At 33.5% G+C, this 25,341-nt stretch carries 21 protein-coding genes and 2 tRNA genes; 14 read left to right on the top strand and 9 right to left on the bottom strand.

What is annotated here, in order from left to right; all coding sequences use genetic code 11:
* The first annotated feature begins 96 nt into the window (after positions 1 to 96).
* The 3 genes from AACL20_RS02890 to AACL20_RS02880 all read left to right on the top strand — a co-directional run bounded on the left by AACL20_RS02890 (position 97) and on the right by AACL20_RS02880 (position 2,723).
* On the top strand, positions 97 to 1,305 hold the full coding sequence (locus AACL20_RS02890) for a GTPase (RefSeq protein ID WP_339052569.1): 1,209 nt from the start codon (positions 97 to 99) through the stop codon (positions 1,303 to 1,305).
* A gap of 29 nt (positions 1,306 to 1,334) precedes the next feature.
* Positions 1,335 to 2,155, top strand: a protein-coding gene (locus tag AACL20_RS02885) for an IS5 family transposase (RefSeq protein WP_339051669.1) whose coding sequence is annotated in 2 segments (ribosomal slippage) — positions 1,335 to 1,722 and positions 1,722 to 2,155 — 822 coding nt in all. Because the reading frame shifts where the segments join, the coding sequence is not laid out codon by codon here.
* 7 nt (positions 2,156 to 2,162) lie between these two features.
* A complete protein-coding gene (locus AACL20_RS02880) occupies positions 2,163 to 2,723 on the top strand; it encodes a hypothetical protein (protein ID WP_339052568.1) in 561 nt (186 codons plus the stop codon).
* A gap of 744 nt (positions 2,724 to 3,467) precedes the next feature.
* Here the strand turns inward: AACL20_RS02880 and AACL20_RS02875 are convergent.
* From AACL20_RS02875 to AACL20_RS02860, 4 genes are all read right to left on the bottom strand, one after another.
* Positions 3,468 to 4,913: an AarF/UbiB family protein gene (locus tag AACL20_RS02875; protein WP_339052567.1), complete on the bottom strand. Its 1,446-nt coding sequence runs from the start codon at positions 4,911 to 4,913 to the stop codon at positions 3,468 to 3,470.
* A gap of 410 nt (positions 4,914 to 5,323) precedes the next feature.
* Complete coding sequence (gene gap / locus AACL20_RS02870; RefSeq protein ID WP_339052566.1) at positions 5,324 to 6,349, bottom strand: type I glyceraldehyde-3-phosphate dehydrogenase; 1,026 nt, start codon at positions 6,347 to 6,349, stop codon at positions 5,324 to 5,326.
* A gap of 12 nt (positions 6,350 to 6,361) precedes the next feature.
* Entirely contained in the window at positions 6,362 to 6,835 is a 474-nt protein-coding gene (locus tag AACL20_RS02865; protein ID WP_339052565.1) for a hypothetical protein, read from the bottom strand.
* A 241-nt stretch (positions 6,836 to 7,076) separates the two neighbouring features.
* On the bottom strand, positions 7,077 to 7,751 hold the full coding sequence (locus AACL20_RS02860) for a hypothetical protein (RefSeq protein ID WP_339052564.1): 675 nt from the start codon (positions 7,749 to 7,751) through the stop codon (positions 7,077 to 7,079).
* 368 nt (positions 7,752 to 8,119) lie between these two features.
* On the opposite strand from AACL20_RS02860, the gene AACL20_RS02855 reads away from it, so the two are divergent.
* The 3 genes from AACL20_RS02855 (at position 8,120) to AACL20_RS02845 (ending at position 10,263) form a co-directional block, all read left to right on the top strand.
* A tRNA-Thr gene (locus AACL20_RS02855) sits at positions 8,120 to 8,194 on the top strand.
* Positions 8,195 to 8,240: 46 nt separating this feature from the next.
* A complete protein-coding gene (locus AACL20_RS02850; protein WP_339040423.1) occupies positions 8,241 to 8,498 on the top strand; it encodes a carbon storage regulator in 258 nt (85 codons plus the stop codon).
* A 499-nt stretch (positions 8,499 to 8,997) separates the two neighbouring features.
* Positions 8,998 to 10,263: an AmpG family muropeptide MFS transporter gene (locus AACL20_RS02845; RefSeq protein WP_339052563.1), complete on the top strand. Its 1,266-nt coding sequence runs from the start codon at positions 8,998 to 9,000 to the stop codon at positions 10,261 to 10,263.
* Positions 10,264 to 10,369: 106 nt separating this feature from the next.
* On the opposite strand, the gene AACL20_RS02840 is transcribed toward AACL20_RS02845, so the two are convergent.
* Complete coding sequence (locus AACL20_RS02840; RefSeq protein WP_339052562.1) at positions 10,370 to 11,272, bottom strand: NAD-dependent epimerase/dehydratase family protein; 903 nt, start codon at positions 11,270 to 11,272, stop codon at positions 10,370 to 10,372.
* Between the two features lie 233 nt (positions 11,273 to 11,505).
* Between AACL20_RS02840 and AACL20_RS02835 the strand changes: the two genes are divergently transcribed.
* A protein-coding gene (locus tag AACL20_RS02835) for an IS5 family transposase (protein WP_339051669.1) occupies positions 11,506 to 12,326 on the top strand; the annotation gives its coding sequence in 2 pieces (ribosomal slippage) (positions 11,506 to 11,893 and positions 11,893 to 12,326; 822 coding nt in all).
* 224 nt (positions 12,327 to 12,550) lie between these two features.
* Here the strand turns inward: AACL20_RS02835 and AACL20_RS02830 are convergent.
* The 3 genes from AACL20_RS02830 to folK form a co-directional block, all read right to left on the bottom strand.
* A protein-coding gene (locus tag AACL20_RS02830) for an IS5 family transposase (protein WP_339051669.1) occupies positions 12,551 to 13,371 on the bottom strand; the annotation gives its coding sequence in 2 pieces (ribosomal slippage) (positions 12,551 to 12,984 and positions 12,984 to 13,371; 822 coding nt in all).
* 353 nt (positions 13,372 to 13,724) lie between these two features.
* A tRNA-Arg gene (locus tag AACL20_RS02825) sits at positions 13,725 to 13,801 on the bottom strand.
* Positions 13,802 to 14,032: 231 nt separating this feature from the next.
* Positions 14,033 to 14,548 carry a 2-amino-4-hydroxy-6-hydroxymethyldihydropteridine diphosphokinase gene (folK, locus tag AACL20_RS02820; protein WP_339052561.1) on the bottom strand — a complete coding sequence of 172 codons (516 nt, stop codon included), beginning with the start codon at positions 14,546 to 14,548 and terminating at the stop codon, positions 14,033 to 14,035.
* A 576-nt stretch (positions 14,549 to 15,124) separates the two neighbouring features.
* Here folK and AACL20_RS02815 point away from each other — a divergent pair.
* From AACL20_RS02815 to AACL20_RS02785, 7 genes are all read left to right on the top strand, one after another.
* Positions 15,125 to 15,945 (top strand): IS5 family transposase gene (locus AACL20_RS02815; protein ID WP_339051669.1). Its coding sequence is split into 2 segments (ribosomal slippage): positions 15,125 to 15,512 and positions 15,512 to 15,945, totalling 822 coding nucleotides; the frame shifts between segments, so codons are not numbered across the junction.
* 288 nt (positions 15,946 to 16,233) lie between these two features.
* Positions 16,234 to 17,979, top strand: a complete 1,746-nt coding sequence (gene fliF / locus AACL20_RS02810) for a flagellar basal-body MS-ring/collar protein FliF (protein ID WP_339052560.1) — start codon at positions 16,234 to 16,236, stop codon at positions 17,977 to 17,979.
* 9 nt (positions 17,980 to 17,988) lie between these two features.
* Complete coding sequence (fliG, locus tag AACL20_RS02805; protein WP_339052559.1) at positions 17,989 to 18,990, top strand: flagellar motor switch protein FliG; 1,002 nt, start codon at positions 17,989 to 17,991, stop codon at positions 18,988 to 18,990.
* 2 nt (positions 18,991 to 18,992) lie between these two features.
* Positions 18,993 to 19,727: a hypothetical protein gene (locus AACL20_RS02800; protein WP_339052558.1), complete on the top strand. Its 735-nt coding sequence runs from the start codon at positions 18,993 to 18,995 to the stop codon at positions 19,725 to 19,727.
* A 35-nt stretch (positions 19,728 to 19,762) separates the two neighbouring features.
* Positions 19,763 to 20,062 (top strand): flagellar motor switch protein FliN, encoded by a 300-nt coding sequence (gene fliN / locus AACL20_RS02795; RefSeq protein ID WP_339040441.1) that lies wholly within the window; start codon positions 19,763 to 19,765, stop codon positions 20,060 to 20,062.
* A gap of 411 nt (positions 20,063 to 20,473) precedes the next feature.
* Entirely contained in the window at positions 20,474 to 23,239 is a 2,766-nt protein-coding gene (locus AACL20_RS02790; RefSeq protein ID WP_339052557.1) for a hypothetical protein, read from the top strand.
* 94 nt (positions 23,240 to 23,333) lie between these two features.
* On the top strand, positions 23,334 to 23,582 hold the full coding sequence (locus AACL20_RS02785; protein ID WP_339052556.1) for a DUF167 domain-containing protein: 249 nt from the start codon (positions 23,334 to 23,336) through the stop codon (positions 23,580 to 23,582).
* A 50-nt stretch (positions 23,583 to 23,632) separates the two neighbouring features.
* On the opposite strand, the gene lpdA is transcribed toward AACL20_RS02785, so the two are convergent.
* A complete protein-coding gene (lpdA, locus tag AACL20_RS02780; protein WP_339052555.1) occupies positions 23,633 to 25,027 on the bottom strand; it encodes a dihydrolipoyl dehydrogenase in 1,395 nt (464 codons plus the stop codon).
* Between the last annotated feature and the right edge of the window lie 314 nt (positions 25,028 to 25,341).

The following is a 25,341-nucleotide window of genomic DNA, read 5'->3' as shown; positions in this document are numbered from 1 at the left end:
ATTGACGAAGCGGCTGGAATATTGTTTAGAGAATATTGCGGAACATATTTAAATAAATCTGTAAGCAGCACCTCTGTTGATGGCGCAACTAACAGTATGTACTTTACAAAGCCACCTGTAGAATATGGCACCACCACGCATGACTTGGAATTAGCTTTTAGCCAAACTCCAGAGAATAGAGGCAAAATAACTGAATACACAGCAGCATTTCCAAGCGAAATAAATGCCTCGCACTATGTTCCTGCAGAGAGTGATATTATTAGACTGCCAGTTGAGCTTGGAAATGAAAAGATTTCTTATAATAAAGACATAGTATTATTGCTTGGAGATACAGGTGTCGGCAAAAGCACTTTATTATACTATATCACTGGAGCTGAGCTTGATGTTAAAAATGCAAATATTAGTGGAGAAAGAACATCGATATTAAAGTCAAATGGTCATTTCAGTAGATCTAAAATAAGTCATGATACGCCTGCTAAGACGAAATTTCCTAATTTTTATGAACACGAAGGCATTATCTATTTGGATTGCCCAGGGCTTGGAGATACTAACAGATATGAGAAAGATCAGTTATTTGAACTCTCCGAGAATGCAAAAGTTGTTTTATTGTTATCTGAAGAGAATTTATCTGACAAAGGAGAAAAATTCATTGCTTTATTAAGTAAGCTAAAACATTTGCTTGGTAATTTTGATGATGTGAAAGATGCCTTGTCATTTGTAATTACTAAAGCTTCCTTAGGTTATGATATTCAAAATTTCAGAGCGTGGATAAACAATACTGTAATACCACAACAGAATCATACTGGTTTCACCACAGAATTTCACGAGAAGATGCTATCGCATCTTAGCTCCGAAGACAGTAGGATTGGTTTATTCTTAAAGCATGATGAAAGTAGTTTCATAAACGACATAATCAAACTGAATCTCAAGATCATTAAAGAGAATATTAACGCTAGCACAGCAGCTCGAGGCTTAAAGGTGCAATTCGAACTCTCAAACGAGAGCAAGGTTATAGGAAAAGAATTAGTTAAGCATATTGAGACATATTTATCTAAGAGAAGCGATAATTCTATAAATATCACATTAAATACCACAAATACTCCTAAAGACCAACAGGCACATAAAGAATTAAAAATCATAGAAAATTTAAAAAAATATCTGACATTTCGCGAGCAAATCATAAAAAATCAGCAAATGTTTGATACCTTCAGAATATCCGCCTCTGACACAGAATTTTTCGATAAAATTGAGCACCTAAACCACGATTCCGATATAATAGACCTCTTGCATAACCATATAAATTGATTAAAATCCTTGATTTTATCAAGGATAACATGAAGTTTGAAAACATCAAAGATGAATACGCAGAAGAGTTTCGCAGGCTTACTGGCATTAAACGAGGAACGTTTGAAGTTATACTAAGTATATTAAAAGAAGCTGAAGCTATTTTAAAGTCTCAAGGTGGAAAACCCAATAAATTGGCTTTAGAAGATCGATTACTCATGACGCTTGAGTACTTGCGTGAATACAGGACATATTTTCATATTTCCCGCAGTTATGGAATAAGTGAAAGTGCCTGTTATCGTAATATACGTTGGATTGAAGATACTCTAATTAAAGATAAACGATTTTCACTACCTGGACGTAAAGCATTACTAAAAAGCGATTCTGAATACGAACTTGTGTTAATTGATGCTACTGAAACACCGATAGAACGACCTAAAAAAAACAGAAGCACTTTTATTCGGGAAAAAAGAGGCGACATACTCTAAAAACTCAGCTTATTGTGGATAAAAGGAAAAAAGAAATCATTTGCACTAATTTTTCTAATGGCAAGCGTCATGATTTCAGGTTATTTAAAGAATCCGGAGTTCACATCCACCCTGAGATTAAAGTTCTTACAGATACTGGTTATCAAGGCATTGATAAGTTGCATTATAATTCAGAGTTACCAAAGAAAAAGACAAAAAAGCGACCACTAAGCAGGAAAGATAAAAAGAAAAATCGTCAATTGTCTAGTGAACGTGTTTTAAATGAAAACGTCATAGGCATGATCAAACGATTTAAAATTATCGCTGATCGTTATAGGAACAGAAGAAAACGATTCGGTTTAAGGTTTAATTTACTTGCTGGTATCTATAACTTTGAGCTTTAAATAGGTTATGCAAGAGGTCTATTGGATAACTACTGGGAGCAAAACAGTAGATACTGCAGTAGACTTTGCAAGGTTTATTTATATACCTACACGAGATAATACGAAAAAGGCTCTAATAGGCTCAATAAAGCTATATGGTATGTATTTTAGTACTAATCGGCATTTTATTGCTATTAATGCTTTAGATGTTGGGCAACACTTGTATACTGGTCAATATTTCGAAGCAGCGAAGAGTGTTATAATGGCGGCTAGTTTTACTGCAATTCCTTACATCATAGGATTGCTCAATATGCCGTATATTCCATATGCTAATTTAATACTTACTACATATTATGGATACAGTGCTATTTCAAATATGTACTCGCTAAATCTTGAAGTAAATAGCGATGAATGTGCAAAAAAATCTGCTAACGCATATAGCGATCTATCCGAATATTATTCTTATTTTCAGAATTTTTACTGTAACTTAGTAATAAAACTCACATCAATCCTAGATTTTGGAGTTCATGATGAAAGCGTTAAAGAAGTTCTTGTGCAAGAAGCTACAAGCTCAGTAGAAATGATATAGCTGCTCCATACCGCCAGAAATATGCATTTTAGCTTTTGAAATTCCTTGGTACAACTGTGTATTGTGTATTTTATTGCTCAGCTGATGGTATCTGTGTCAATTTGTTGTAATTTTTTATGGACAGAATGAGAAAAATGTCTGTAAGGCGCGCAAAATACTATGTTTTAAGCATGCGCCCTCTATTGCCACTTTGTAGCATTTGATTTTTATATGTTTAAATTCAGGTAATTAGCCAGATAGCGCGCGCTCTATCGCCTTCAGATTCATGCCTATTGCTGATATAAATGGATTTATTATATCTCCTACTTATGCCTCGCAGATAATGAGAATGCAGCATCCGCCAAAAATTGGCCCAGGATTCAATTCTGTGCTAATTTTTGGATATATTAGACCTCTTTCGAAACTAGCTTCTGGCAGAAAAATGGTAGGAGATTTAGGCACAAGGAGGACAAGAGTGTATTTGATAACATTGAGAATCAGAACACGAAATCAACGCACCAGTTCTCACAAAGGAAGTAAAGTTTCGGAAGAAGTCTATTAATTGCTCATGTGCCGCGCGCAAACACTACTTTCATAAAATCCGTAAGGTTTTTGCTTTTACTTATAACATTTTCTTGCGGATTCAAAGCGCTATTTTGGCGCTCCAAGCACCATTTCATGAGCACTTTCGAGACTTTTGGCGCGGGGGGCCTACTAACTAAGAAGTTTTTTAGTGCAGTAATGCTATTAATATACATGTACATACTACGTTGAAGTGAATATTGCCACAGCGAATAAAGACAGCGCCATCAATATAATTAGCAATATATTAGATTTCTTCCTGATTCTTTTGCGATTACTGTGATCTTGTAAAAACAGCTTGCTAGCATTGTTTATATTTTCAATCAATGCTAGATGAGATGAGAAAACATCAGTGAACTTTTGAAATAATTCCTGATTCTTGAGACATAACTTATTAATAATGTTGATATTTATTGTTATCCATTCTTCTAATATTAACCACATATTAACATCTGGAAATGTTGTACGAGCAATGCCCTCAACCATAACCATATTTTTCTGAAGCAAAAGTAAGTCTAGCTGAGTATTCATATTAAACGATTTTGAAATTTCAAAAAGCTGGGTCAACAACGAAGAGATTGATATTTCACTCACATCTTTACCTATTATTGGCTCCCCTATACTTCTACATGCAAGTGAAAAAAGCTCTAAAGACTCAGAAGAAGGAACATAACCTGCATCAAAATGAGCTTTTGCAACTCTATCATAGTCCCTATCTAAGAATCCCTGCAGAATCTCAAGCATCAGTCTTTTATTTTTTAAGCTAAGTCCTCCAGTAATACCAAAATCTAATAATCCTATGATATATTTATAAGCATCATTTTGAATATTTGGATATAAGTTTTGTATCACTACAATGTTACCATGATGCAAATCAGCATGAAAGAATCCATCAACAAATGTTTGGTTAAAAAATACAAATAATAACTGACGTACTATATACAAGCGAGCATTACTATCAATAATACTAGGCAATTTATTTATTTTATAGCCATCTATCCACTCCATAACCAAGACATTTTTAGTAGTGTATTGCCATAATATTTTTGGAATTTTTGCTACATTACTAGAACTTTTTGAAATTTTATCAGCTGCTGCAGCCTCCAGTCTCAAGTCGAGCTCCACCCTTGCAAGATCACTCAAAACACGTATAACTTCTGGTAATTTCAGTCTTTTTGCAGAAGTAAAATGATTATCTATAAATTCTGCGACTAATTTAAATCCTGCTATATTAGATTCAAAACTACGTCTTATATTGGAGCGCAATACCTTCACAGCAACAACCACATTATCTATTGTAACGGCTTTATGTACTTGTGCTATTGAAGCAGCCGCAGCTGCTTTTGGCTCAAAATTAGAGAATGCAACATTTAAAGATGTAATACCTAGCTCTGCTTTGATAACTTTGCTTATAGAGCTGAACTGCTCTTGAGGAACTTCGTCTTGCAACTTACACATATAACCTGCAATCTCATCACTTACTAAATCAGGTCTTGTAGAGAGAAGTTGCCCAAACTTCACAAATGCAGGACCCATTTTTGGTAGTGCATTTACTAATCTTTGTGCAAATAATACACGTGCACCATGATTTAAACGCTTCAAGAAAATAATATTCAATAACTGTAACATCAAATTATAACGCAGTATCAAATAAATACTCTTAAATATATAAAATATAAGCATTGAAGACTTTTATAACCTCAAAGAAATGGATTATCATAGTAATCCTTATATAATGCTGCTTGCCTCTTATATAAAGCACTTAAAAATGATAAGTAAAACAAAAACTGCTCTATATAACACATTTTTATCGAATAATTGTATGCTGCTTTTGCAAGCAAATAAGCTAGATAATGCATTTTATTATAAAAACTTCTTATAGTAATCAACTTCAAAATAATCCTATATCCCTAGTGATTATAAAAAATATTATATTCCTCTCGCTTGCCTATTTGATCTTACATATTGCACTGATAAGAGATGTTCTCTTTTTATCTTGTGTATACACATTCTCACTATTTAACTTTAATAATTTGATTTTAAAAGGTTTTTGCAATTGAATTGCAAATATCAAGCATTCGATTTGAAAATCCCCATTCGTTATCATACCATGCTACAACTCTACAAAAATTACCTCTGATTACTTTTGTTTGTGTTAAATCGAAAATTGCACTACTTGCATTATGATTAAAATCTATTGATACTAGCTCTTTATTATTTACGGTGAGAATTCCACATAGTTCTTTACCTTTTGAAGCATCAATCATTAATTGATTAATCTCTTCAGAACTTGTCTCTTTCGCCGCTGAAAATTTTAAATCTATCATTGAAACATTAGGCGTTGGTACGCGCACAGCTACTCCATCCAATTTTCCCAAAAGTTCTGGTAAAATAGTTCCTATGCTTTTAGCTGCTCCAGTTGAAGTCGGAATCATAGAGAGAGATGCAGCTCTTGCTCTTCTCAGATCTTTATGTCTCGAATCTAAAATATTTTGATCATTGGTGTAAGCATGTATTGTGGTCATAAAACCACTTTCAATTCCTATATTATCATTCAAAATTTTTGCAACTGGAGCAAGACAGTTTGTTGTACAAGAACCAACCGATATTACATCCTCTTTTGTAAGATCTAGCATTGCATTATTAACACCATGTATTAAAGTTGCAGAACCTTCACATGGCGCAGAAACGATAACCTTTTTTGCACCTTTCTCAATATGAATTAAGCTACTTGTGTGTTTATTCATTCGACCTGTACACTCTAGCACAACATCAATCTGATCTTCCAACCAACTTAAATCTAAAGGATCAGTAATACTTACTGTTTTTACACGACCTAATTTGGTCTTTATTGAATCATCTTCTGCCGTAATATCGGGTAAAAATCCATGTGTGGAGTCATATTGCAAAAGGTGCGAATAAGTTGCAGCATCTCCATGTCCTAGATTGATAACAACAAATTCTAAACCATCATCCATCCCTAGAGAAACTCTTTCCAGATGTGCGCGAAATACACATCTACCTATTCTTCCAAAGCCGTTAATAGCTATTCTTAATTTCGTCATATAAGTAAAACTTTATTTCATAGCTTCTAGTTTTGCACGCACCATATCACGATATGAATTAAAGTTCACCTTATTTAGAAATTTACCCATACTGGATGAGTTTAATAATTCATCCAACTCATTCCAACGACAGAGCATAATATGATTTCTAACCAAAAGCTCCGCTGCATTTTCATCCGGAAATAATTCATACATTTTTGAAGCATAAATAAGTGCATTTTCATACTGCTTTTCACTCATCATTAAAATGCAAAGTTCATAGAGAGCAAATTTAGCACTTTCAGAATATTGTAGCATTTCAAGTAGAGCTTCTTTTTTTTCTTCTGGTTTTGATTTTTCACCAAAAATATTTTCAAGCATATATCTAACATAACGCTCAAAATAAGGAGTGCACTGAATACTTTTTAAGTTCCTTAATATCTTCTGAACATTTTGCTTCATACCACTTTGCATAGCAAAAACAAGCAACATCAAATTTTCATTCATCTTTTGTATAGCCTTAGCTTCTCTATTTTTAGACAAGTAATTAGGTATATTAAACACTATAAAGAAGAATTTTATAACGACGTATAGTAGTAAATAGCTAAGCAATAATATGACAATTCCAGCGATTGGCTGTATATGAATTCTAAATCCAAAAGCTTCAACAATAATATCTTGAATATCTTTAGTTAAAAAGAAACCAACTGCAAAAAACCCTAAGAATATTATCAGGTATATAGCAAAACTAATTCGCATCGTTTACTATCTGTTTAATTATTTGTTCAATTAGCGCAACTGAATTCGCTTTCATTTGTAATGACTGCATTATTGGTTCAAGCTCTACGTATTTGTGTGATATTGGCTTTAAGAATTCTATGGCTTGTTTTATATCATTGCCTTGTATTTCTCTTATAGCATATTCCAAATTACGTTTGAATTCTACTTCTTCTACCTCTTGTATTTTTATCATATCTTTAAATAACTTTACTTCTGCAAACTTTTCAGGAATGTCTGTGTTTTCAGCAAGACTCCTTGTATTACCGCTTAAATTTATCATGAAAGATGATAATGTGGTTACTATGTTATGGTTTGATGGAGTATCATGTTTAGCAAGTTTATATAAATCACTTAACATTTCACTAATCACACTTATATTCTCATAATGATTCATTACATCAAGCTCATTGTGAAAATCTTCACCATTCTTTATCTTCTCAATAACATTAAATGCAGCTTTTACTGTCAGCATTTGGTTTGATCTTGATATCAATTCCTTTTCTATAGAGGTCGAAGAGTTTAAATTTCCAACTATAGATATCATCTGGTCTAGATTACCTGCCAACTTATTATGAAATAAATTCATCTCGTCAAGCTGATTTTCTAGTACCTGCAAGGATTTACCAAGTCTTTCAGAAACCATGAAACAATATATTGCAACTGCAGATGTAATAGCAAGTGCTATAATACAATGTATAATACGCCAAAAAAACGCGCTATGCGGTTTACTTTCTATAGCTGTGGTTTTATTATTAATCTCTGGAAGTTTTGGCACTTGATTCATTATGTAAAGACTATATTTTTATTTAACAAAGCATTATTTTCTCTAGTAAAAGCAAGACTAACATGTTATGCTGTCGTGCTGTACAAGTTCCGAGTTTATTGTATGCGATCCTTGTTTTCAAGCTTTAAGCTTGTTTTGCATGTTTTTGGATGTACATCTGTGGCTTTCGCCATGTTTTAGAGGTTGTGTTATTTGCATATTTGACTAACCTTGCTTTGTTTGCTTTGGCCGAATTAGCTCAGTGGTAGAGCAACCGCCTTGTAAGCGGTAGGTCATCTGTTCAAATCAGATATTCGGCACCATCTTTGTTCGCTCATTTTGTTTACCTAAAATCTAAAAACCTTTGCGATGTTATACTTAGTAAGGAAACTCGAAGAGTCTATTATTATAAACAATGATATAGAAATCAAAGTTGTAGAGATTAAGAAGAGTTCTATTAAATTTGGTATTACCTTTCCTAAAAACGTAACAGTACTACGTAAAGAAATGCATGACATGATAGCAAGAGAAAATATCTCCGCACTTTGTCCTGACCTAGAGTCTGTATCTAGAGACATATCAGAAAATCTTGCTTTTGATGATGTAACAGAAGAAAATAACGAATAATATATTAATTTCACCTGGATCCCGCTATATCTTTATTGTTTAGCAAACAATAGGAAAATTTCATGAATATACATTTGCTATCATAAAGATGATAGCTATATAGTCTAGCATTCAGCAATTTAAGATTGTATTAATATCTTTATTTTATCTATACTTTTAATTATTACCAACGTATAGCTGTTGCGCTGTCTTCATAAGTGTATGCGCGAGGATTTTGATGGCATGATTTTTGAGAGTATACATCTGATAAATGAAGAGTTGGTATTTCAGATTTTGATACGAAGCTATATTTAAAAAAGTGCTAGAAAGAACGCAAAGCAATGGGCGGTCTTTCAGAGGCGCCAATTTTTGAAATATAGCAAGCATATTAAATGTAATTTCTGCACATGATACTTTCATATTTACAAAAAAATGAAATAAATAATATGGAGAATCAAGTCAAAAAGGCCTACACAAGGTTTGTTTAGTAGCATCATATTGAATTAATTTAAAGGTAGTAATGTTTGTATATTTTCGTCCTAAAATTCTTACAGTGTTTCTTCTTGGTATATCATCTGGCTTTCCATTTTCACTTACAGCTTCAACATTCTTGTTGTTTCTTACAGATGTCGGAATAGATTTGGTAAGTATAGGAATAATGAGCATAGTTGTACTTCCATATACTCTTAAATATTTATGGGCTCCTATTATAGACAGTGTAAGGATTCCTATTTTAGGTAAACTGATAGGGCATAGAAAATCTTGGCTCTTACTATCTCAGTTAACCCTCTCCGCAATAATTTTTTTGATGTCATTTGTAAGCACAAGCAGCAGTATCTCTTACATAGCAGTGCTTGGCGTTTCTTTAGCATTTTTATCTGCAACACAAGATATTATAATTGATGCATTTCGTATTGAAATGCTAGATGAAGAAGAGCAAGGCGCTGGCGCTGCATTTGCACAGTTTGGCTATAGATTTGGTATGTTGATCACATCAGTAGGTTCTCTGTACATTGCACAACAGTGGAGTTGGAATATAGCATATTGCACTATGGCTGTTTTCCAATTACAAGGAATATGGTTGCTTTTACTTGCGAAAGAGCCAAAAATCAATCGTACTTTTACTCATGATAACATTTTATCATGGGTAAAAGATGCTTTTATAGCGCCATTTGCGGATTTTATGAGTCGCAAGAACTGGATATTAATGTTGGCTCTAGTTCTATCATATAAGATGAGTGATGCTTATATTGGGCCAATGACTGGTCCATTTTTGTTACAAATAGGATTTTCTAAGATAGAAATTGCAAATATAACAAAGATTTATGGGACTGTTGCAACGCTTCTAGGCACGGCATTTGGTGGATATTTAATATCCAAAATTAGTATATATAAAATGCTTTTTTTGGGTGCAGCGCTGCAGGCAATTTCCAATTTAGTATTTGTATGGCAAGCTGTTGTAGGGCATAATATATCAGTGCTTACAGTCTGTATAGGAGCAGATAACCTCGCAGGTGGGATAAGCAGTGCAGCACTTGTAGCATATATCAGTCTTCTAGCAAATAAGCAGTTTACAGCAACTCAGTATGCACTGCTTTCCTCTTTTGCTTCCATTTGCCGTACATCACTCACAGCTTCCTCAGGATATGCTGCTCTAAAACTTGGATGGCATGCATTTTTTGCTTATTCTTCATTACTGTGTATCCCATCTCTCATTTGCTTATATTGCTTAGGAAAAAACAACAGCTCTAATAAGCAAAATATTTTGCTTTCACAAAATCCGTAAGGTTTTTGCGTTTATTATAACATGTTCTTACGAATTTAAAGCGCTATTTTTGCGCTCCAAGCACCATTTCATGCTTTTGTTCCGAGACCTTTGGCGCGCGTACTAACTACAATATTTCATGTATTGGAGTTGGTGATGTGCAAAGCTCATATAAACCATTCTCTCCTTTTGCGAGTATATTATTTGCAGTGAATATTTTAACGTGTTCTGTAGTAATTTTTAATAAGCCAAGCTTCCATAATATAAAGGCTTTTATACTTACAAGCCATGATGGTATGTTTACAGTTACTCTATTAACGCCATTATGCTTTAATACTATATCCACAATTTCCTTTATAGAATATATGTGTGTACCAGCTATTGCTATAGGTCTACCGCAAACACTTTTACTACACTGTAAAGTAAGAGCATTATATATACAAAGTGCAACATCGTGTACATAGATTGGCTGCAATTTAAGCTTATTACCTCCAACGACTGGTATGATTGGCAAAAATTTTGCCAATTTTATAATCATATCTAAAAAACCACTTCCATTATCAAACATCAGAGATGGACGCAATATGATAGCATCATGCAGCTCATTTAATATAGCACTTTCACCTTTTAATTTACTCTTTATATAACCAGACTTAAGCTTTAAATTATCTCCTACTAAAGTAGAAACATGCAAAAATCTTTTTACTTTTGCATGCTTTGCTACTTCTGCTATTTTTCTAGGCACAGAAACATTTGCATATTCTAACTCTTTTTCATTACAAGTGAGAGTACCGATTAAATTCACAACATAGCTAGATCCGGAAACTATATTTTTTAAAACTTCCCTATTATCAGAAAATTTTATTTGGACAATTTGACCAGCTGAGCCATATAAAAGTTTTTCGTTATTCAACAACGCACTGCGTGTTACCAAATTAATCTTTGCACCAGATTTTGCGATCACGCTGATTAGGTGCCTTCCTAAAAATCCACTTGCACAAAAGATAGTGACCGTATCGCGCTCATTCATCAGAATTAATTAAAATCATTACTAGAAACAATGCAACGCGAGACGCAGACTAGGAAAAAACTCTTGTATTAACCAAATTCAAACCACATTGCATAACATTTAGGATTATTACACTGCATTGTAAAAAGCTCAATTATAAATTGATTTTTTGCGCCATTTTACTCTCAATAATCAATAGACCTCTTGCATAACCATATAAATTGATTAAAATCCTTGATTTTATCAAGGATAACATGAAGTTTGAAAACATCAAAGATGAATACGCAGAAGAGTTTCGCAGGCTTACTGGCATTAAACGAGGAACGTTTGAAGTTATACTAAGTATATTAAAAGAAGCTGAAGCTATTTTAAAGTCTCAAGGTGGAAAACCCAATAAATTGGCTTTAGAAGATCGATTACTCATGACGCTTGAGTACTTGCGTGAATACAGGACATATTTTCATATTTCCCGCAGTTATGGAATAAGTGAAAGTGCCTGTTATCGTAATATACGTTGGATTGAAGATACTCTAATTAAAGATAAACGATTTTCACTACCTGGACGTAAAGCATTACTAAAAAGCGATTCTGAATACGAACTTGTGTTAATTGATGCTACTGAAACACCGATAGAACGACCTAAAAAAAACAGAAGCACTTTTATTCGGGAAAAAAGAGGCGACATACTCTAAAAACTCAGCTTATTGTGGATAAAAGGAAAAAAGAAATCATTTGCACTAATTTTTCTAATGGCAAGCGTCATGATTTCAGGTTATTTAAAGAATCCGGAGTTCACATCCACCCTGAGATTAAAGTTCTTACAGATACTGGTTATCAAGGCATTGATAAGTTGCATTATAATTCAGAGTTACCAAAGAAAAAGACAAAAAAGCGACCACTAAGCAGGAAAGATAAAAAGAAAAATCGTCAATTGTCTAGTGAACGTGTTTTAAATGAAAACGTCATAGGCATGATCAAACGATTTAAAATTATCGCTGATCGTTATAGGAACAGAAGAAAACGATTCGGTTTAAGGTTTAATTTACTTGCTGGTATCTATAACTTTGAGCTTTAAATAGGTTATGCAAGAGGTCTAATGTGTAAAGTTAGATCTAATGGTTTTTAAATAACGAAACTACCTTATTCTTGTAATTCTAACTCTTCATTTAGCAAGGCTTTGTAATAGAAGTATGTGAGTCTATTATTAGTTTTAAAGTTTTGTGAACCAACTCTCGCAATTACAAGTTGCATTTTATTAACTTAAACTTTTTGAGACATTAGACCTCTTGCATAACCTATTTAAAGCTCAAAGTTATAGATACCAGCAAGTAAATTAAACCTTAAACCGAATCGTTTTCTTCTGTTCCTATAACGATCAGCGATAATTTTAAATCGTTTGATCATGCCTATGACGTTTTCATTTAAAACACGTTCACTAGACAATTGACGATTTTTCTTTTTATCTTTCCTGCTTAGTGGTCGCTTTTTTGTCTTTTTCTTTGGTAACTCTGAATTATAATGCAACTTATCAATGCCTTGATAACCAGTATCTGTAAGAACTTTAATCTCAGGGTGGATGTGAACTCCGGATTCTTTAAATAACCTGAAATCATGACGCTTGCCATTAGAAAAATTAGTGCAAATGATTTCTTTTTTCCTTTTATCCACAATAAGCTGAGTTTTTAGAGTATGTCGCCTCTTTTTTCCCGAATAAAAGTGCTTCTGTTTTTTTTAGGTCGTTCTATCGGTGTTTCAGTAGCATCAATTAACACAAGTTCGTATTCAGAATCGCTTTTTAGTAATGCTTTACGTCCAGGTAGTGAAAATCGTTTATCTTTAATTAGAGTATCTTCAATCCAACGTATATTACGATAACAGGCACTTTCACTTATTCCATAACTGCGGGAAATATGAAAATATGTCCTGTATTCACGCAAGTACTCAAGCGTCATGAGTAATCGATCTTCTAAAGCCAATTTATTGGGTTTTCCACCTTGAGACTTTAAAATAGCTTCAGCTTCTTTTAATATACTTAGTATAACTTCAAACGTTCCTCGTTTAATGCCAGTAAGCCTGCGAAACTCTTCTGCGTATTCATCTTTGATGTTTTCAAACTTCATGTTATCCTTGATAAAATCAAGGATTTTAATCAATTTATATGGTTATGCAAGAGGTCTATTATTGTAACTCGAGTTGCTGATGAATCATCCGAGCGTATAGCAGATTTTTTTTGGCGATACAAAGAGGAATAGAGTGCAGCTAAATACATAGTTAGTCTATCCGCCAAAAATTGATTTGCCATGCAAATAAATTTTTGGCGAGAAGTTAAATTTAAAGCACTATTTTGACACTCGTGGCACCATTTCATGCTTTTGTTTCGAGACTTTTAGCGCCCGCGTACACTACCTTAGCAGAAAAGCGATTTATCACGTGCACAAAGCATGTTATCCGATAGAAAGCGGCAGTAGCTTTTTGGTGCACCTAGCGGGATTTGAACCCACAACCTTTACCTTCGGAGGGTAATGCTCTATCCAATTGAGCTACAGGTGCAGGCTATAAGGCATTTTTATTAATATTATTACAAAAAGTCAATAACATCATACTTTTATATTACATTCTTATAGACAATATAAAAAAGCAATCAAAGCCTTTATAAGCATTTTATTGCGTATAAACATCTAATTCCATATAAAAATAAAAATTACAACGAATACATAAAAAATATGACATGCTTAGAAGCCAGAAGTAAAAAACTCAACCATTTGGTATTTTTACCATAAATTATGAGCTTTGCAATTGTTTTATTAAAATATTAGAAATTGTTATGCCAAATAGTGGATGTACATAGTCTGGCGCTATATCTGCCACAGGTACAATAAAAAAAGTTCTATTCATAAATTCTTTATGTGGAATAATTAAGAAATTAGAAATCTCATGTGATTCATTTATTACTTCTTGTCCTGCAAATATTATATCTAAGTCAATTACTCGTGGAGCCCATTTTGCAGAGGATTTTCTTCCAATTTCTCTTTCAACAGTTTTAAGAATTAGTAACATATCCTTTGGAGATAGTATAGAATCAAATGTAATAGCAACATTAAGAAATTCTATATCCCAGTCTGCTGGACTTGATTCTGGTAGTAAAGCTTGTGTCTCATATATCCGTGATATTATAATCTTCCCATCATATATGATTGTTGCTAGTGCTCCTATTCTTGAGCTTTTTATATATTGCTCTGTTAATTTTACAACTTCTAAGCATTCTATATCAAAGTTTTGACTTTTCGTTTGACTCACACAATTTACTTTGCATAACTTCTCTATAAGCAGTTCAATTGCTTTTTTTATGTGTAATTTCCTGTCACCTATATTGGAACCAATACCGATTATATATTGCATATTATTTTACCGTTACTTAGCACTATAGATTTTTATGATTGTCATAAACTGGCCAATCTCACACCACAATGTTTTATTACTTTAATAAAGTCACATTTATTTATAAGCGTATTTGTTATCTCTATGTGCATATCTCTAACCAATGAAGAGTTGGTATTTAACATATGAAATGAGATCACATAATCTTTATGCAGATATCAATATCTCATATATTATAATATAATATATTTCACATATTCTAAGATGCCTTGATTTAAGCAAATCCTTCATTATATCAAAGAAAAATCGCCTTAAATCTATATTATCACATAAAAACTTTATTTTATGACTTTTATATATCAAGCCTCCACTCTATATATTCTATTAAACTCTCAGATCACTGCATATTTTGTTCTACTATAGTTCTCACGTTACAATAGACCTCTTGCATAACCATATAAATTGATTAAAATCCTTGATTTTATCAAGGATAACATGAAGTTTGAAAACATCAAAGATGAATACGCAGAAGAGTTTCGCAGGCTTACTGGCATTAAACGAGGAACGTTTGAAGTTATACTAAGTATATTAAAAGAAGCTGAAGCTATTTTAAAGTCTCAAGGTGGAAAACCCAATAAATTGGCTTTAGAAGATCGATTACTCATGACGCTTGAGTACTTGCGTGAATACAGGACATATTTTCATATTTCCCGCAGTTATGGAATAAGTGAAAGTGCCTGTTATCGTAATATACGTTGGATTGAAGATACTCTAATTAAAGATAAACGATTTTCACTACCTGGACGTAAAGCATTACTAAAAAGCGATTCTGAATACGAACTTGTGTTAATTGATGCTACTGAAACACCGATAGAACGACCTAAAAAAAACAGAAGCACTTTTATTCGGGAAAAAAGAGGCGACATACTCTAAAAACTCAGCTTATTGTGGATAAAAGGAAAAAAGAAATCATTTGCACTAATTTTTCTAATGGCAAGCGTCATGATTTCAGGTTATTTAAAGAATCCGGAGTTCACATCCACCCTGAGATTAAAGTTCTTACAGATACTGGTTATCAAGGCATTGATAAGTTGCATTATAATTCAGAGTTACCAAAGAAAAAGACAAAAAAGCGACCACTAAGCAGGAAAGATAAAAAGAAAAATCGTCAATTGTCTAGTGAACGTGTTTTAAATGAAAACGTCATAGGCATGATCAAACGATTTAAAATTATCGCTGATCGTTATAGGAACAGAAGAAAACGATTCGGTTTAAGGTTTAATTTACTTGCTGGTATCTATAACTTTGAGCTTTAAATAGGTTATGCAAGAGGTCTAATATATATTATGCTAATCTCGCTATTAAATTCTATAACCATACCAATAACTTTTACTTGTATAAGACAACTATTTGTATAGTATTTTTATAAGTATATGTTGCTAATAAATTGAGAGTACGGTGGCATCGCATTAAGGATACTAGCATCTTTATGTCCATTGTTTGTGTTAGTAATCCTACTTTACACTCTTTATCTTTTTTCAGAGTGTATCATGTTGGTGCATATTGATTAACTCTAGAAGTAAGTATAAACATATTGTGATTGTATGAATGCATTAATGGATTTTTTCAAAAAACTTGGCGCTGTAAAAGTTGGCGCTTTGTTAAGCGTTGCTTTAGTTATTTTATCACTCATAGTTTGGCTTGTATTTAGCGCATACAAGGTACCTATGTCACCTCTTTATAGTAATTTATCATTAGAGGATAGCAGTATTATAGCATCAAAACTGCAGGCTATGGGTATTCAATATACTGTATCTGCTGATAATGCAGAGATAACAGTTCCTATGGATAGAGTTCACTCACTTAGAATTGGATTCGCTGAAGAAGGTTATCCATCTTCTGGAAACATAGTTGGATATGAAATATTCGATAAGTCTGATGCATTTGGTACTTCACAGTTCGTATATAACATCAACTTGGTTCGCGCGCTTGAAGGAGAGTTATCCAGAACAATCAGTGGTATTGCTTCTATAGAATCTGCAAGAGTACATCTTGTACTTCCGAAAAAAGAGCTATTTTCCAAAGATTCCGTTATTCCGTCTGCTTCTGTCGTCTTGAAAGTTGCAAAAAATAAGCAGATTGGAAAGAATGAAGTAGCTGCAATTACACATTTAGTATCTGCTGCTGTACCTGAACTAAAAGCTGAGAACATCACAATAATAGATAGCAATGGCAAACCTCTCAAGTTGAATTCTGATGATGGCGAAGAATTCGGTGTTTTTGCAACAGGAATGCTAGATTTTAAAGGTAGTGTTGAATCAAAATTGACCCGATCTATAGAAGAAATACTCGAAAGGTCTGTTGGAGTAGGTAAAGTAAAAGCTAGTGTTACAGCTGATATTGATTTTGATAGAGAAGTTATAAATACAGAAACTTATGATCCTGACGGTCAAGTTATTAGATCACATAAAGTAAGTGAAGAAAAAGAATCAGATACAAAACAATCAGATAATGTAAGTGTTGCAACAAATCTTCCTTATCCTGGAGCACAAAAACAACCACCTGCTAATGTTAAAAGCAGATCTAAATCTGATGAGATTACAAATTATGAAATATCAAAAAAAGTTAGTAATAGAATAAGCGAGAGCGGCAAAATAAAAAGCCTTTCTATAGCTGTTTTGGTTGATGGGACTTATACGGTAGATAGATCATCTGGTAACCCTATCTCAAAATATAACCCTAGAACTGATGAAGAATTGCAACAAATAAAAGATCTTGTAATTTCTGCAGTCGGTATTGATGAAAAACGTGGTGATAAACTAAGTATTGTGAATATGCAGTTCAGTACAGGTATTGAAGAAGATGTGGCACCAGAAACACTTATGGACTGGTTAAAGCGTGATATGAGAGGCCTCATACAGACTGCAATAATAGCTATAGTAAGCATACTGTTGATTGTTTTGGTCGTGAAGCCATTTATAGCAAAGATTATAGATGATAGAAGTGGACTTGGGATAGAAGGAGCAAGAGATCTTGAATCTATGATTACTGGTCTTGAAATGAGTCCTCAAGCTGCAGCTGCTGCAATCTCAGAACTTGGTTCAAGTGGCATTGGCTCTGGCTCAGCAGATAATATTAACAGTAATGGTTCAGAAGGCATGGATACTAATGAACAAGGTATTGCTAAGAGCGCAAGTTTAGAAACTGACACAAGTATAGAAGCTTTGCTCTCAAGCGCTTATAGTGATAAAAACCAGAACTTGTTGAGACATTTAAATGATGCAGTAAATCAGCATATTGATGGCACAGTGTCAATTATCAGAAATTGGTTATATAAAGGTGAGGATTAATTAATCTGTATGTCTATAAAAATGACTGGTGTAAATAAGGCGGCTATTCTATTACTATCCTTAGAGCCTGAAGTAGCTTCGCGTGTGTTTCGCGCGCTTGATGAATCTGAGATCAAAGATGTCTCTCAAGCTATGGCAACGCTTGGTAGAGTTGATCCTGAAATTATCAAGAGTGTCATCATTGAGTTTGCACGTGATATGAATACTTCCATGAGTGTAATAGGAAATATTCATAGCACTGAAAGATTTTTGCGTGGAGTACTTGGACATGACAAAGTTAACGTTCTGCTTGAAGATATACGTGGACCAATGGGCCGTAATATATGGGATAAGATTGGCAAAATGAACCCTATGTTACTTGTTTCTTTTTTAAAGAATGAGTACCCGCAAACAATTGCTCTAATACTAACTAAAATGGCTCCATCTCATGCTGCTAAGATTTTGTCACTTTTCAATAAAGAGACAGGATTTGAGATTTTAAAAAGAATGATGTCGATGGACACTGTAAAAAAAGACGTAATAGAAAGTATTGAAAAAACGCTACGTACCGAATTTGTTACTGATTCAGGTAGTATGCAAAAATATGACAATAACCATGTAGTAGCTGAGATATTTAACTACTTTGGTAAGCAAAGTGAAGAGAAGTTTATGGAGATGCTTGTTCAATATGATGAAGATGCAGCAGGCAAGATCAAAAGACTTATGTTTAAATTTAAAGATATACTGCGTATAGATCCCGAGGGAATTCAAGAGTTAATAAAGGTTGTTGATAAAGCTACACTTACTACTGCTCTTAAAGATGCTCCAGATGAAATCTATGAGATATTTATGCAAAATATGTCACAAAGAGCTTATAAGCTCCTTGTGGAGGAAGTTGAGGGCTTAAGAAGCGTTCGCAAAAAAGATATAGATGATGCAAGAAGCAACATAGTGAAAATTGCAAAGGACCTTATAAATAAAGGCGTCATTAAAATGATATACGCTGAAGGTGATGAAGAAGAGGAGTTATAGATATGGCCATTACTAAATTTCCTTTGACAGATTTCGTTTTAGAAATGAATAAATGTCCTTCTGTAAATGCTGAACATATAAAATGTAATGAACAAGAATACAGTGAGGCAAGTGTTCAAGAAGTTGTCACAAGTGTTAAAAACCAAGCTCCTGCCGTCTCGGTAATCAACTCATGTGAATTTGTAAAATATTCAAAAGAAGAAATTGAGGCACTAAAATCTGATGCCATGTCAGAAGGCATGAAAATCGCTAAGATGGAGTATGAAGATGAACAACATAAAGTACAGGAAAAAAATTTTCTGTTATTATCTGCAATCATGAGTAGAATTGATGAGATAGGCGCTGTAGTTACAAATCAATATGATGAAATGATTAAGGATTTTGGTGCTTTATTAAATGTATTTTTGCGTAAGGTAGTTGGTTCAGTAGCTGAGCGTTTTTCTACTGATTCGATTTTGGATTTTTTAAGAAAGAATATGCACAAGGTTTATACTGAACCATCAATAAGCATTAAAGTAAGCACTAAGGATTATGAAGCAATTTTTGACTGTATGAATGAGATAACAAGCATGTGTAATCCTAATACAAAAATTGTTTTATTAGCAAAAGATGATATAGCACAAGGTGATTGTGTGATTGATTTTGATAGAGGCGCTATTTCTAGGAATATTGATATCTTGCTTGAAGACTTGGATTCTGTGCTTGATAGTTATCTTTCAAAAACAGACGATGCTTAATAATTTTTTTAATTGGTATTAAATTAGAGGTATAAATGTTAGACCAACAAAGTAATATATCCAATCAAGCACAACAAAAAGCAGACGTTGGCGGAGAGATAAATCTCCAAGCAGTCTATGATATTCCACTGAAGATATCTGCTATACTAGGTCATGCTGAATTAAAAGTGAACCAGATTCTTAAACTTAATAAAGGTGCTGTTGTTGAATTGGACAAAAAAGTTGGAGATGCAATAGACATCTGTATAAATGATAAGCTAGTTGCACGCGGTGAGATAGTGCTAGTTGATAATAAGATCGGCGTCACTCTGACTGAGATATTTAAATCCGATTAGTATATATTTATTGTTGAGTCTTAGAATCATTAAAGATCTTAATTTGTGCTTTTCTTATCGTCTCCTAGATGAGCAGAGCAAATTTCGAGCTACCGTATTACTAACAATTTTATTCAAGTTTAGATATAATAAAATAAGAGGTTTTAATGATACTCATGTTAGTTACCAGATATGTAATTCAGATGACAGCATAGTTCTATGTAGGTTTTATCCTGTAAACCGTTACTTGAGCGGAATGATGATGCTGTTTATTGCTTGATTCATTAATTTTATGTGTATTGTATGATGAGGTATTTTTTAAATAAAAGCAGCGTGTTAGTTTTTGTTCTGCTGTTATTCGTCTGCAGTACTTTTTTACTGCCTGTAGCGATTTCAGCTGAACCTGATAAGCCGTTGCTATTGCTGAAGAATATGAAAGATGAAGAAAAGGTTGTTAATCAAGCAGACAAACTACAAAAGGTGAATAATAGTAGAGCTGCATCTAAAGTACAGCGTGCAAAAAAGAAGCCTCCTCAAAAAGTTAGCCGCAGGAGTGTAAAAAAGCCAAAGGTTATATCTAGTAATTTAGAAGAGAAAGCAGCAAAACAAAAAGGTGCTCAAAAAATCGGTACTATAGAAAAAAATGATAGCGGTAAAGCTTTACAGCTTCATACAGGTAGCATCGATAAAGGAAGGGTGAATTTGTTTGATAAAGCTGGAATTGAGGTAGAGAAAGAAGTAAAACAATTACTTCCTCAGTCTGAAAGGATTGTTACTCGCTTTGAAAGCAATAGTTCTGGTGCAGTTGTTACATTCTTTTGGAACTCTCCTGTAAAAGCAGCCGCATTTATCAGAAACAACAAACTTTGGATAATATTTGATCAGTACGCAGAATTGGATTTCCAAGATCACAGCCGCAGTTTAGCAGGCAGATCATCAATACTGCCAAATAAACTTAAGTTATATAACCTTGAGCAATATAATATCGATCGCAATGCAACTTATATCACGGCTGATATAGGGCTTACCTTAGGAGATACAAACCTTGGTGTCACCTTTTCTCAGAGTGGCAATAGTTGGATACTTGAGGTTTCAAAACAACATCAGAGATATTATGGAATACCTTTGTTTGTTAGACCAATGGCACTTCCTACTCCTAATATAGAGTTAATGATGGATGGAGAAATAACTTCCATCATTGATTATAGAGACCCAGTAACAGGTAATATGATGTCTGTTATACCTGTTGATACTGAGAATAGAAGAGTTGAGGTGGACTATAAATTTGTTGATCTTAATTTGATTAACACAATTCAAGGTGCTGTTATTGAAAGAATCTCAGATGATATTAAGATATCTTCATTTGATTCTAGTATAATTATCACAAGTGCAAGTGGTTTAAATATTTCATCCACGCTATGGGATTATAGTCTTAAGTCAATAGATGATGCACGCACAAGTAGGCATTCATTATTAAATTTTGAAGATTTGCCTAAGATGCATTTTATGGATGCACAAAAATATTTAAGACATGATGTAATAACAGGAAAAGCATCTTATAGACCAATCGCAAAACTAAATTTAGCCTTATTCTACTTGGGAAATCAGATGTATCCTGAAGCAGTTGCATATGTCAAGATGGCACAAAGCGAAAGCGGTCTTATAAAAATCAGCTATAGAGCTACCTTAATTAATGCTGTTGCTCAATATATGAATCGTCGCTATGAAAAATCTTATGACTTAATTGATTCTATAGATATAGAGAGTGTGCCAATAGTGCACCGCCAAGAGGTTATGTTCTGGAAGGTAATGATAGCATATAAGATGGCAGATTCTTATAAATACTTCGGACGTTCTAATACTATAGCATTGTTTGAAGACTATAAGTCAAATTTTATGCAGAATTATCCTACCTTTCTTCTCTCAAAAATCGGATTTGATATTTTGGGTGATAAGGTAAGCAATGGTTCTGTAGATATGGCTCAAAGGATAATTACTGTATTAAAAACATTCAAATTACCTGAATCAGAACAAAACAGGCTATACTCTGATACTGGAGTACTATACGCAACTCAGCATAAGATTAATAAGTCAATCGAAATGTTTGATAAATGCATAGCTAGTAGAAATGATCCTATACATTATATAAAATGCAGCTGGCTAAAAGCAAAAGTCCTACATAATAATAACAAAATCGCAAGTGACGAATTTACTGATCAACTTGAGCATTTAAGAGTAATATGGCGCGGACCAGGAGTCAACGGCCTCGAGATGAGTATCTTGAAAGATCTATATGCTTCTTATAATAGTCAGGATCAGCTATTGCAGGCACTTAGAATAGGTCAAATGGTTTTGGATGACTATCCAAACACTATAGAAGCATTAAGATTAACAAGTGATATGAGTCAATTGTTCATAAATTATTTCTTGATCAAGGGACAGCGGTATGATGCACCATTAAAGAAGCTGGAGTTATTTTATGAATTTAAACATCTTTTACCTATAGGATATTTAGGAGATGAAGTTATACTTAATATTGCAGATTACTTAATTGAACTTGATCTTTTAAACAAAGCTTCAGATCTTCTGGAACACCAGGTACGTAATAGGCTAGTTGGTATAAAAAAGGAACGTGCTATCAATAAGCTGATGCATATATATATATATAATCAAAAGCCTATTAACGCTCTCAAGATACTTGCTTTTGGTGCTCCTTATCAAAATTTACCAGACTTAATTGCAAAAGAGCGCAGATATATGAGTGCAGAGGCATTATATGCATCTGGAAATAGTGAGGCTGCTATCAATATATTAAAAGGAGATTTATCACAACAAGCAGATGAAATAAAGATGAAGATATTATGGTCGGAAGAAAAGTGGAAAGAATTTAATGATTTTTCTGAACCTTATATATATTCTATCAGGTATAAGGATACTCGTTTGACATCTCATGATGTTATTAGACTATTAAAGCAATCTATAGCTTATATTTTAGTTAATGAAATCAAGCTTTTTGAAGATTTATATGAAGATTTTAAGCTTAGATTCCCGAAAGATAATAAACATGCTAAAATGCTTTCTTTGCTTAGAGATATGCTCAAATACGATAGCAAAGGTGCTATAGAAATGGCGAAGAATATTGGACATACAAAAGAAGTTGCTACAGACTTTGTCAAAATCTCCGGTGATGATGTGTAGCTACATACTATTCTTCAATGAAATATAGCTAAATTAGGCACTGTCTTCATAGCGTTTGCTAAAAAGCATAGTTTTGAAAAATGGATTAATATTTGTGTCTGAAAAGTTTGTGAGTGTAAAAGTGATACCTAATGCTAAGCAAAATAAGATTGAGATTCTTAGTGCTGCTGATGATGAAATATTACATATAAAAGTAAAGGTTACTGCACAAGCTACTGATGGCAAGGCTAATGTTGCACTAATAAAATTGCTTTCTGAATATTTTGATATACCAAAGTCATATATAGAAATTATAAAAGGTGAGTTATCACGTAATAAATTATTAAAGATTTACTCGTGTTGATTAATCTCACTAGCAATATTTTTCCTCATACAGCATAAGCTAGTTATTTACTAAATATGTATAGCTCTTCCATATGCGCTTAAAACAGCCTCATGCATCGCTTCAGAGATTGTAGGATGTGGAAATATATTATGAATTATATCCTCTTCTGTTCCTTCTAATACTTTAACAAGACCAATACTATGTATCATCTCAGTAACTTCATGTCCAATCATATGACAGCCAAGTAATTCTCCTGTTTTTGCATCAAAAATCACTTTAACAATGCCACCTGGTTCTCCAACTGCCAATGCCTTACCGTTTGCAATCATTGGAAACTTTCCAATCTTTACATCAAGTTTGAGATCTCTTGCTTGCTGCTCTGTATATCCTAAACTTGCAATCTGTGGATAACAGTAAGTACAGCCAGGAATTTTATTTCGATCCATGTGTTCTGGCGCAAGGCCTGCAATATGCTCAGCACATATTATCCCTTCATGACTAGCCTTATGTGCAAGCAAAGGAGGAGCTGTAACATCCCCGATTGCGTAAACGTTTGGCTCATCAGTTTCCATATACTTACCTGTTTTAATATAACCTCTCTCTAGCTGAACTTTTGTTTTCTCCAACCCTAAATTTTCCACATTTGCTTGAACACCAACTGCAGATATCACATGTTCAAAATCCTTCTTAAAAACTTTGTCATCTGACTTCCATTCAATAGAAATATGATCTTTATGTCTAACAACATTTGTAATCTTTGAGTTTGTCGATATTGTAATACCTCGTTTCTGGAATGCTGCATGAGCCAGTGTTGCAATCTCTTGATCTTCTGCCATGAGTATTCTCTCTGCCACTTCTATGATGTGAACATCTGTTCCAAGCATGTTATAAAAGCTTGCAAATTCAACACCTATAGCGCCACTTCCAACAACTAAAATTGATTTAGGCAATTTTTTTGGCGTCATAGCTTCTTTATATCCCCAAACCAACTTCCCATCTATCTCCAAATTCGGAAGTACCTTAGGTCTTGCGCCAGTTGCAACTACTATATTCTTTGCTGATACTTCAGTCGCCTTCCCAGATGCATCTTTTACTTCAAGCAGCTTATTAGATAAAAAACGAGCACTGCCTGAAATATGCTTTATTTTATTTTTATGAAGTAAGTGATTAATACCATCTGCTAGCTGTCCTGCTATTTTTCTAGAACGATCAATCAATTTTTGAAAATCTATACTGACATTTCCACACTTAATTCCAAATTCCTCGGAATGCTGAATTGTATGATAAACTTCAGCTGCTCTAAGCATTGCTTTAGTTGGAATACAGCCCCAATTTAAACATATACCACCTAAATTTTCTCTCTCTATAACTGCAGTTTTTAGACCAAGCTGTGCAGCTCTAATTGCAGCGACATAACCACCGGGACCTGCACCTATCACTATAAGATCAAAAACATCAGCCATATACAACCTCCAGCTACAACAAAATTCAAAAATCAACTAAATCTAATAAAAATTCAAATCCCATGCTTGTATAAACAAGCAATCTACTAACTCAGAAAGCCAGAGAATTGGAAGAAATGAATGTTATAGCAGATTATCTTACACATAAAAAGAAAAGTGTTAATATAAAAACATTAAACTTTTTGATAAGCTTTACTTATAATAACAATTGATTTCACTCATTTTATGCAAAAATAATTGCAATTTTTGTGCAAAAAACCTCTTAGTATTAAAGCAAAAACAGCTTATATCTTAAAGAAATATAATCAAAAAAC

The sequence above is a fragment of the Candidatus Lariskella endosymbiont of Epinotia ramella genome (assembly GCF_964019805.1).
GTDB lineage: Bacteria > Pseudomonadota > Alphaproteobacteria > Rickettsiales > Midichloriaceae > Lariskella.
Note: the sequence above shows the minus strand (reverse complement) of the source record. Positions and strands in the feature narration are given on the sequence as shown.

Bases quoted from the DNA above. Each gene is read 5' to 3' on its own strand.
- fliF (WP_339052560.1), top strand. From the start codon at position 16,234: ATGAATGCATTAATGGATTTTTTCAAAAAACTTGGCGCTGTAAAAGTT.
- AACL20_RS02860 (WP_339052564.1), bottom strand. From the start codon at position 7,751: ATGGTTTCTGAAAGACTTGGTAAATCCTTGCAGGTACTAGAAAATCAG.
- AACL20_RS02845 (WP_339052563.1), top strand. From the start codon at position 8,998: ATGTTTGTATATTTTCGTCCTAAAATTCTTACAGTGTTTCTTCTTGGT.
- AACL20_RS02800 (WP_339052558.1), top strand. From the start codon at position 18,993: ATGGCCATTACTAAATTTCCTTTGACAGATTTCGTTTTAGAAATGAAT.
- gap (WP_339052566.1), bottom strand. From the start codon at position 6,349: ATGACGAAATTAAGAATAGCTATTAACGGCTTTGGAAGAATAGGTAGA.
- AACL20_RS02850 (WP_339040423.1), top strand. From the start codon at position 8,241: ATGTTATACTTAGTAAGGAAACTCGAAGAGTCTATTATTATAAACAAT.
- AACL20_RS02865 (WP_339052565.1), bottom strand. From the start codon at position 6,835: ATGAATGAAAATTTGATGTTGCTTGTTTTTGCTATGCAAAGTGGTATG.
- fliN (WP_339040441.1), top strand. From the start codon at position 19,763: ATGTTAGACCAACAAAGTAATATATCCAATCAAGCACAACAAAAAGCA.
- AACL20_RS02880 (WP_339052568.1), top strand. From the start codon at position 2,163: ATGCAAGAGGTCTATTGGATAACTACTGGGAGCAAAACAGTAGATACT.
- fliG (WP_339052559.1), top strand. From the start codon at position 17,989: ATGTCTATAAAAATGACTGGTGTAAATAAGGCGGCTATTCTATTACTA.
- AACL20_RS02875 (WP_339052567.1), bottom strand. From the start codon at position 4,913: ATGTTACAGTTATTGAATATTATTTTCTTGAAGCGTTTAAATCATGGT.
- AACL20_RS02890 (WP_339052569.1), top strand. From the start codon at position 97: ATGTACTTTACAAAGCCACCTGTAGAATATGGCACCACCACGCATGAC.
- lpdA (WP_339052555.1), bottom strand. From the start codon at position 25,027: ATGGCTGATGTTTTTGATCTTATAGTGATAGGTGCAGGTCCCGGTGGT.
- AACL20_RS02790 (WP_339052557.1), top strand. From the start codon at position 20,474: ATGAAAGATGAAGAAAAGGTTGTTAATCAAGCAGACAAACTACAAAAG.
- AACL20_RS02840 (WP_339052562.1), bottom strand. From the start codon at position 11,272: ATGAATGAGCGCGATACGGTCACTATCTTTTGTGCAAGTGGATTTTTA.